This window comes from Vogesella lacus, assembly GCF_979366295.1.
This window is the reverse complement of record NZ_CEETQT010000009.1, coordinates 214,210-223,496: the sequence shown is the minus strand read 5'-3', so window position 1 is coordinate 223,496 and position 9,287 is coordinate 214,210. Positions and strand designations below refer to the sequence as shown.

The 9,287-nt window shown below is 57.3% G+C and carries 8 protein-coding genes; 7 read left to right on the top strand and 1 reads right to left on the bottom strand.

Translation table 11 applies throughout. The features are described 5' to 3' along the window. Positions 1 to 335 precede the first annotated feature (335 nt). The 7 genes from ACZ9W6_RS13350 to tpx all read left to right on the top strand — a co-directional run bounded on the left by ACZ9W6_RS13350 (position 336) and on the right by tpx (position 7,593). On the top strand, positions 336 to 746 hold the full coding sequence (locus ACZ9W6_RS13350) for a hypothetical protein (RefSeq protein ID WP_465191650.1): 411 nt from the start codon (positions 336 to 338) through the stop codon (positions 744 to 746). A gap of 173 nt (positions 747 to 919) precedes the next feature. Further along, positions 920 to 2,308 carry a cyclic nucleotide-binding domain-containing protein gene (locus ACZ9W6_RS13345; protein WP_465191649.1) on the top strand — a complete coding sequence of 463 codons (1,389 nt, stop codon included), beginning with the start codon at positions 920 to 922 and terminating at the stop codon, positions 2,306 to 2,308. 57 nt (positions 2,309 to 2,365) lie between these two features. Beyond that, positions 2,366 to 3,232, top strand: a complete 867-nt coding sequence (locus ACZ9W6_RS13340; protein WP_465191648.1) for an MBL fold metallo-hydrolase — start codon at positions 2,366 to 2,368, stop codon at positions 3,230 to 3,232. A 247-nt stretch (positions 3,233 to 3,479) separates the two neighbouring features. After that, positions 3,480 to 4,910: a high affinity choline transporter 1 gene (locus tag ACZ9W6_RS13335; RefSeq protein WP_465191647.1), complete on the top strand. Its 1,431-nt coding sequence runs from the start codon at positions 3,480 to 3,482 to the stop codon at positions 4,908 to 4,910. A 78-nt stretch (positions 4,911 to 4,988) separates the two neighbouring features. After that, complete coding sequence (locus ACZ9W6_RS13330; RefSeq protein ID WP_465191646.1) at positions 4,989 to 5,888, top strand: DMT family transporter; 900 nt, start codon at positions 4,989 to 4,991, stop codon at positions 5,886 to 5,888. Positions 5,889 to 5,901: 13 nt separating this feature from the next. After that, positions 5,902 to 6,978 carry a histidinol-phosphate transaminase gene (gene hisC / locus ACZ9W6_RS13325; protein ID WP_465191645.1) on the top strand — a complete coding sequence of 359 codons (1,077 nt, stop codon included), beginning with the start codon at positions 5,902 to 5,904 and terminating at the stop codon, positions 6,976 to 6,978. Between the two features lie 117 nt (positions 6,979 to 7,095). After that, a complete protein-coding gene (tpx, locus tag ACZ9W6_RS13320) occupies positions 7,096 to 7,593 on the top strand; it encodes a thiol peroxidase (protein WP_465191644.1) in 498 nt (165 codons plus the stop codon). A gap of 56 nt (positions 7,594 to 7,649) precedes the next feature. On the opposite strand, the gene ACZ9W6_RS13315 is transcribed toward tpx, so the two are convergent. Then, on the bottom strand, positions 7,650 to 9,236 hold the full coding sequence (locus ACZ9W6_RS13315; RefSeq protein ID WP_465191643.1) for a methyl-accepting chemotaxis protein: 1,587 nt from the start codon (positions 9,234 to 9,236) through the stop codon (positions 7,650 to 7,652). Positions 9,237 to 9,287 lie beyond the last annotated feature (51 nt).

The following is a 9,287-nucleotide window of genomic DNA, read 5'->3' as shown; positions in this document are numbered from 1 at the left end:
CCCATTCCGAACAGGACCGTGAAACGCCTTAGCGCCGATGATAGTGCAGATTGCCTGTGTGAAAGTAGGACACCGCCAGACTCCCCCACGGAAGCCCGACTCTATGAGTCGGGCTTTGTGCTTTGTGGCGAGCGAAGGTAAATCGACCGCCTGCTCCGGCGAACTGACAGAACGATGCCGTCGCGACGGCACTTGCCCCACAGAGTTCATCCCGCGCTAGACCTGACACCGTACCTTGCGGCCAACCTCTCCGCTGATTATCAGTGCATTGGTGATGGTGCAATCTCTCTCGTTTGTGCTTATGCTGTGACTTTGCAAATCGGATAGTTCTGGGCATGCAGGCGATCTCCTGTTTCACTCTTGAAAAACATCGTGGGCCATATGAATACTGGCCACGCTGTTCCAGACTGTTCAAAGATGGGCGTGATACTGGCATAGCTATCCCCGGCTATATCATTGAGGCTCAATATGCATGTGTAGCCGGTTATCTGCTGATTACCTCTCATGATTGTCCTGCCGAAGAGGCTAATGATTTCCTGCTGCTATCCGAGGATTTCAAGTTACTCGCCAGGCATGATCTTGCTGCGATGTATCGTACTTTTCTGTTGCAATCACATAGTGCAGATGGTGACCATCGTTTAATACTGAATTATCAGAACGGGTTGCGGCTGGTTTTGAAGCTGTCAAAGAGCTGGTTCGGTTTCCGATGGCGTTTACGCTTGCAAAGAATGTCGGCTGGCGATTGATTCAGAACCAAACGTAAATATTTCTCCGGATACCTATTTCGGGGGGTTATATGTTTGCACAGTTTTTGTCATGGATCGCTTTGCATGCAGTGTCGTTAGCGGCACTGGCTTTCTTGTTGCTCATCCTTGCCTATCGTCAATCGCAGATTCGACCTGCATTACGGCTTCCTCTCTTGCTGGTCGCCTTTATCCCCATTCTGTTTTTCCTGCTCGACTGGAAGCACTGGTCCGTTGTACTGCCGTTGCCGATCAGCTGGATTTTCGAGCTGATCATCATCCTTGCAGGCCTTGCGCTGATCCGGCTGGTCACGCTGGTATTGTTTCACCTGCTTTTGCCATTGCTAGGCTGGTCGGCCCCCAGAATTGTCGAAGACATTGTGCTGAGCCTTTCTATCGTAGGCTTGGGGCTGGTGAGGCTACACGAGGCAGGTGTCAGTTTTGGCCAGATTGTGACGACATCGGCGATTCTGACTGCCGTCATCGCCTTTGCCATGCAGGACACATTGGGGAATCTGTTAGCCGGTGTCGCCATCCAGCTGGATGATTCATTGCGTGTCGGAGACTGGCTGGAGGTCGACAAAGTCAGCGGGAGAGTGGTCGAAATCAACTGGCGGGCGACCAGTATCGAAACTCGCAACTGGGAAACCGTCGTAGTGCCGAACAGCATGTTGCTGAAGCAGCGCTTTACCGTGCTGGGCCGACGCCGCGGCCAAGCGGTGCAGTGGCGACGCTGGGTATGGTTCGATATCACGCTTGATACCCTGCCATCTCAGATCATCGCCTTGGTAGAAAAAGCCTTGCAGGAAGCCCATGTGCCGGCAATGGCAAGCGAACCCAAGCCGAACTGCCTGCTGATGAGTGTGGAAAACGGCATTGCCCGCTATGCGGTACGTTATTGGCTGACGGACTTGCAACTGGATGATCCGACGGACTCAACGGTCAGGACGCTGGTTGATGCCGCACTGCGACGTCATGACCGCAGGCTGACACCGCCGGTATTCAATATCTTCATGACCAAAGATAACGAGAAATACCTTGATGCCAGGCATAAGCGCTATACCGCAGAGCGGGTGACGTCTCTGCGGCAGCTATCGCTGTTTGGCATGTTGTCGGAGGACGAGTTGCTGCAGCTGGCAGAGCAGCTGAAATTTACACCCTTCGTCCGCGGAGACACCATGCTGGAGCAGGGGGCCATCTCTGACTGGTTGTATATCCAGATTCGTGGTGAGGCCGAAATGCTGCACCGGACCAGTGATGGCCGCGAAGTATCACTTGGACGTCTGCGGCCGGGTGACTTCTTTGGCGAGTTGGGTTTGCTGGCCGGCGAGGCCACACCATTCAGTGTGCGTGCACTGGCCAATGTCGAGTGTTATCGCGTGAGTCGCGAAGTCTTCCACGAGTTGTTCATCAAGCGTAGCGAGCTGTTGATGGCGGTATCTCAGGTGCTCAGCACGCGCATGCAGGAGCAGCAGCATCTGTTGCAAAGTGATGGCAGGTTTAGTGCTGTACAGAATGACACGCCTGACATGCTGGCGCGCTTGCGCTCATTTTTTGGTATGTGATGGAAAAATCAAGCACTTGCTTGGTATGATGCATTGTCCATTGCCCGGAGTGAAACAATGCGCAAATTGATTGCCTTGAAAGGAAACAGCCAGAAACTGGATGGCGGAGCGATGTTTGGTAATGCGCCACGCAGCATGTGGGCACAGTGGTTGCCACCGGATGAGCAGAACCGGGTCGAGCTTTCCTGTCGTTGCCTACTGATTGAGGAGGCGAATGGCCAGAAGATTCTGCTGGAAACCGGTATCGGTGCCTTTTTCTCGCCTAAGCTCAAGCAGCGCTATGGGGTGCAGGAAGACAGCCATGTGCTGTTGCAGCAGTTGGCCGCAAATGGCTATACGGATGCCGATATCGATGTGGTGGTGCTGTCACACCTGCATTTTGATCACGCTGGCGGCTTGCTGAGTGCCTGGCAGGCTGATCAGCCGCCTAGCTTGCTGTTCCCGAATGCCCGCTTTGTGGTTGGCCGTAAGGCTTGGCATCGTGCGCTGAACCCGCATTCGCGTGATCGTGCCTCGTTTATTCCTGAGCTGTTGCAGTTGCTGGAGAACTCTGGCCGGCTGGTGCTGGTCGATGAGGCAAGCCCGGAATGCCTGCCGCAAGACTGGCGTATCCGCTTGTCTGATGGCCACACTCCCGGCATGTTGCTGACCGAGATTCCGACTGATTTCGGACCTATGGTGTTTGCGGCTGACTTGATTCCCGGCGCGCCATGGGTACATGTACCGATTACCATGGGTTATGACCGTTTTCCCGAGTTGCTGATTGATGAAAAGCAGGCACTGCTGAGTTATCTGGCGACAGAAGGTGGCGGCCTGTTCTTCACTCATGATCCGCAAACCGCCTGTGGCCATGTGCTGCATGACAGCGAGAAACACCGTTTCAGCGTTCAGGCGGATCAGGCCTGGCTGGCACAACAGTCTTGATGGCAGTGGCCATGAAAGTTTTTACATTCAAACACCTGTTTACGGCATAATCGCGCCCTTCGATATACCTTGTGCGTAAGCAAGGTAGTCGCCGACGCGAGAAGCAGCAGACCCCGCGCCATTATCCGGTGCGGGGTTTTGCATTTCTGTCGCAGACAGATGGCTGCTCGCGAGTGGCACAAAACAGAAAGAGGTGTGGAACCGGCGCGGTTCTTTTCAAGACAGGCAAGTAGAAGGGGAGCAGGGCATGCTCGTAGCTTTTGTCATTATTTATCTGATGGTTACGGTCGCGATCGGCTTATATGCTTCGCGTCGGGTTCACAACGCCAAAGACTTTGCCGTTGCCGGTCGCAGCCTGCCGTTTTTCATGGTGGCGGCGATGGTGTTTGCGACCTGGTTTGGCTCGGAGGCGGTGCTGGGCATTCCGGCCACCTTCCTCGAAGAAGGCTTTGCCGGCATTGTGGAAGATCCGTTTGGCTCATTCGGTTGCCTGATGCTGGTGGGGCTGATTTTCGCCCGGCCGTTATACCGGATGAATCTGCTGACTATTGGCGACTACTACAAGCAGCGCTATGGCAGCACGGTCGAGCTGATCATCTCCCTGTGCATTGTGGCGTCGTATCTGGGCTGGGTGGCGGCGCAGATGACGGCATTGGGCGTGGTATTCAATGTACTCTCTGATGGCATGCTGAGCACGACGCAGGGCACGCTGCTGGGGGCGGCTATCGTGCTGCTCTATACCCTGTTTGGCGGGATGTGGTCGGTAGCGCTGACAGACAGTTTCCAGATGGGCATCATCGTCTTTGGTCTGCTTTATCTGGTGTGGCTATTTGCCGACATGGCCGGTGGTGCCGATGTGGTGATCAGCTCGGCTGCGGCTGCCGGCAAATTCACCTTTATCCACAGCGTGGAGCCCAAAGACTTGCTGGCATTTTTTGCGGCAGCCATCACCATGATGTTCGGTTCGATTCCGCAGCAGGATGTGTTCCAGCGGGTGATGTCGGCCAAGAGTGAACAGGTCGCGGTGCGGGCAACCGTTGTCGGGGCGATCTTCTATCTGTGTTTCTGTATGTTGCCGATTTTCCTGATCTACGCCGCGACGCTGATTGACCCGGCGATGGTGCAGCAGTGGATGGGCCAGGATTCGCAACTGGTGTTGCCACGCATCATCATCGAGCAGACACCACTGTTTGCGCAGGTGATGTTTTTTGGTGCTTTGCTGTCCGCCATCATGTCGACTGCCTCCGGTACCTTGCTGGCCCCATCGGTGACGCTGACCGAGAACGTGCTCAAGCGCTTCATGCCGAAAATGACTGACAGGCAGTTCTTGTTGACCATGCGGGCTTGTATCGTGTTCTGCGCGCTGGCGACGACCTCGTTCGCCTTGTTGTCCAATGCCAGTATTTACGAGATGGTCGGCAATGCCTACAAGGTGACGCTGGTTGCTGCGGTTGTGCCGCTGTTTGCCGGGCTGTTCTGGGCAAGAGCGACCACCCAGGGGGCGATGCTGTCTATCGCGCTGGGCCTGAGCAGCTGGCTGCTACTTGAAATTACCCTGACGGATGCCGCCTTCTGGCCACCGCAACTGGCTGGCCTGTTGTTTGGTATTGGCGGCATGTTGCTGGGCTCATTGTTGCCACAGCGCTATTTTCTGCCAGCGCAAACCGTGAGTGCCTGACAGGCGCAAGATGATGCAGAACACTGTGTTGCCTGCATCATCTTGCCACGCTCAATCCGCTATGGCATGGTCATTATCATGAAAAATGACCATATTTCCCCGCGACTGGCCTACGGGCTGCTGGCGCTGACTTCCCTGTTCTGGGCCGGTAATTTCGTTCTGGCCAGAGCGATGCATGCCAGCATTCCTCCCTTGACTCTCTCGTTCGTGCGCTGGGTGCTGGCCTTGCTGATCCTGCTGCCATTCGGCGTGCGGCCAGCCTGGCAGCAACGTGCATTGTGGCTGCCGTATTGGCGGCGTTTGCTGGTGCTCGGTGTGCTGGGAGTGGGTTGCTACAACTCGCTGGCCTACTGGGGCCTGCAATACACGGCGGCTACCAATGCAGTGCTGCTGAACTCCTTCATCCCCATCCTCATTGTATTGTTTGGCGCACTGTTCTTCGGGCTGGCGATCAGCAAGCGACAAGTTATTGCAGTGCTGATTTCTTTTGCCGGGGTGTTACTGGTGATTTCCCACGGCGAATGGGCACGGCTGCTGACATTGTCGATCAATCATGGTGATGCGATTGTGTTCAGCGCGATGATTATCTGGGCCATCTATACCCTGTTGCTCAGAGGCTTGCCGGCAGGCTTGCATCGCATCGGTTTGCTGACCGTGCTGGTTTCGATAGGGCTCTTGTCGATTTTCCCCTTCTTTCTGTGGGAGCTGGCCTCCGGGGCTTCGGTCAGCCTGAATAGTGCAACCGTAATGACATTCGTGTATGTTGGCACTTTGCCTTCAGTGGCGGCCTATTATTTCTATAATCTGGGAGTCAGCAGTATCGGTCCGGCCAAGGCAGGGATGTTCATCCACCTGATGCCCGGTTTTGGTGCTGTGCTGTCGATGATTTTCCTGGGCGAGGCCCTGCAAAGCTATCACCTGGCGGGTATTGCGCTGATTCTCGGGGGCGTGGTGCTGGCCAGCCGTTCAACAGCCTGACGGAGCGCGTGCCATGAGCCGTTTCTGGAGTGACAGTATCAGGGATCTGCAACCCTATCAGCCGGGGGAGCAGCCCAGTCAGCCGGGTCTCATCAAGCTGAATACCAACGAGAACCCTTATCCGCCGTCGCCGGCGGTTACGGCGGCGATTGCTGCGGCCAACGTTGCCACCTTGCGCCTGTATCCGGATCCGAATGCCGGCGGATTGCGTCAGACGGTGGCCAGCTATCACGGTCTGAGTGCCGATCAGGTGTTTGTCGGCAATGGCTCGGACGAAGTGCTGGCCATGGTTTTTGCGGCCCTGCTGCGCCATCAGGCACCGGTCTTGTTTCCTGACATCAGCTACAGTTTCTACCCGGTATATTGCCGCTTGTACGGCATTCCATGGCAGGCCGTCGCACTGGACGAATCCTTCAATCTGGATCTCTCGGCATATCGTCAGCCTTGTGGCGGCATCATCTTCCCAAACCCGAATGCACCGACCGGCAAGCTGTTGCCGCTGGAGCAGATCGAGCAGCTGCTGCAGTGGCAGCCTGACGTGGTGGTAGTGGTGGATGAGGCCTATATCGACTTTGGCGGCAAGTCGGCTTGCAGTCTGATCGAGCATTATCCGAATCTGCTGGTGGTACAGACGCTGTCGAAATCACGCTCGCTGGCCGGTTTGCGTATCGGCCTTGCGATGGGGCAGGCGCCACTGATTGCCGGGCTGGAGCGGGTCAAACACAGTTTCAATTCTTATGTGGTAGACAGGCTGGCCTTGGCCGCGGCGCAAGCTTCGTACAAGGATGAAGCCTATTTCCGCAAGACCTGCCAGGCAGTCATCCACAGCCGTGAGCGCTTCAGTGCCGGCCTGCAGCAGCTTGGTTTTGATGTTTTGCCCAGTGCGGCCAACTTCGTCTTTGTCAGCCACCCGCAGCACGAAGCCAAGGCATTGCTGCAGTCCTTGCGCGAGCGCGGCATTCTGGTGCGTCATTTCGACCAGCCGCGTATCCGACAGTATCTGCGCATCAGTATCGGCACCGAAACCGAATGCCAGTGCGTGCTGGCGGCCTTGCACGAACTGCTGGCGGCTACGGTGGTGCCTGCCTGAGTGTTGTCGGTGCTGTTTCCTGATCTATTGCGGCCAACCCTGATGCGCTCAGGGTTGATTTTTTACCGGCCAGCCTCACACTAAGCGCATTACTCACCCCAACCCGAGGAATTCTCCATGGCAACCGTTACCCTGCGTGGCAATCCGGTCGATGTAGCTGGCAATCTGCCGGCTGTTGGCGCAACTGCACCTGCTTTCAACCTGACCGCTGCCGATCTGTCCGATGTTGGTCTGGCCGCGTTTGCCGGCAAGAAAAAGATCCTGAACATTTTCCCGTCGGTGGATACCCCGACTTGCGCGACCTCGGTACGCAAGTTCAATGAAAAGGCCGCTGCCCGCGAAGGCGTGGCGGTACTGTGCATTTCGGCTGACCTGCCGTTCGCGCAGAAGCGTTTCTGCGGTGCCGAAGGCATCGAGGGCGTGGCCAACCTGTCTACCTTCCGCAATGCCGGCTTTGCCGAGGCTTATGGCGTGAAGCTGGCTTCCGGCCCGCTGGCTGGCCTGACTGCACGTGCGGTAGTGGTGCTGGACGAGCAGGACAAGGTGCTGCACACCGAGCTGGTGGCCGAGATCGCCGACGAGCCGGATTACGAAGCCGCTCTGGCCGTGCTGTAAGACTGGCCTTCGCTGCATGAAAAAAGCGCCCCGCGGGGCGCTTTTTTCATGATGGCTTATTGTTGCCGCAGGCGGAACCAGGCAAGGTCGGTGGTGATGCGGCTGGTTGATGCCTGCCAGCGCTCCATGGCGGGCGCCAGTGACGTCATCTTGTTGAAGATGCCGCTAGCCAGGGTGGATACCTCATGACCCTGGTTGCGAATCTGCTGGCCGGCCTGATTCTGCTGCTGGCCGGCCTGGCCGATTTCACCCAGTACCAGATTGATGCTTTGCAGGGCCTCGTCCATGGCGGCGAGGGCATTGGCCATCTGTTGCTGGGCGCTGACTGTACCTTCGCTGGCACCGAGCGCCTCCTGCATGGTGGCGGCCAAGGCGCGGGTGGCGGTTTCCACGCGCAGCAGGGTGTCGAAAATACCGGCGGTGGCGGCGGTGGTGCGTTCGGACAGCTTGCGTACCTCGTCGGCGACCACGGCAAAGCCGCGGCCCTGCTCGCCGGCGCGGGCTGCCTCGATGGCCGCATTCAGTGCCAGCAGATCAGTCTGCTCGGCAATGTCGCGAATCATATTGCTGATGCGCGCGATGTCGCCAATTGCGGAGGTCAGTTGTTCGGTCTCGCCAACCGCACCCTGGATACGTCCAGCCAGAGCACCCAGCGAGCGCGAGGCCTGCTCCGATACCTGATGCGCAGTACTGGTCTGCTGATGGGCGTTGGCCGCATCCTGCCGTGCCAGCGCGATGTGTTCGACGATTTCGGCCGCCGAGCTGGCCACCACCTTGGCCGCACGCGAGCTGTGTTCGACCTGGTCGGCCTGCAGGCGCGTGGAGTCAATAACCTGATGCGTGAGTTGCAGGATGGCGACGGCATCGCGCTCATTGCCGGCGGCATTATCGCGAACTGCACTCAGCAGGTGTTCCAGCTTTTCCAGAAAACGGTTGATGTGTTGCGAGGCCTGCGACAGTTCGTCACCACCGTAAACCGGCAGCCGGGTCTGCAGCTGGCCATCACCAAGCAAATCCGCCGCGTGGCGAATGCCGGCAATCTGCTGTTTCAGGCGGCGGGCCAGCAGAATCTGCGAAATGGTAATGACGGTCGCGGCCAGAGCCAGTGGCCCCAGTACCAGAATCAGCAGTCGCTTGAGCGCACCGGCCATGGTGGCTTCGGCTTGCGCCAGCAAGTCCTGTTGCTGCAGCAGTTGTGCATCCAGCAGGCTGATCAGGGGCAGGGCGTGGCTGGTGTAGGCCACTTCAGGAATGTTCAGTGCATCTTGCGGTGCGCTTTCGGCAATCTGTAGCGCCGACTCGAGTTGCTGGTAATACTGTTGCCAGTGTTTGCCGGCCTGCTGGCCGAATTGCAGGCCAGCCTCGGCCGGCAGGTTCTGACTGATGGCTGGAATCAGGCGCAGCACCTGGCTCTTGACCTGGCGGATACGCTGCGCGGTATCGCTCAGCAGCGGATCGGCACGCGCCAGCGACAGTACTTCGGCCTTCAGCGTCTGCATATCGGTGTTCAGTTGCTGTTTTTGCCGATAGGCAGAGAACTCGCCCTGCCATGTCCACAGTTGCTGGCTGCTGAGCAACATGACGCCGACCAGACACAGCAAAGTCAGGCAAACCGTTAGCCACAAGCGCTTGATCAGAGTCATCTTCAAGGTCCATTTATAAATCCGGCGCAAGATTACTGCTGACTCATGACA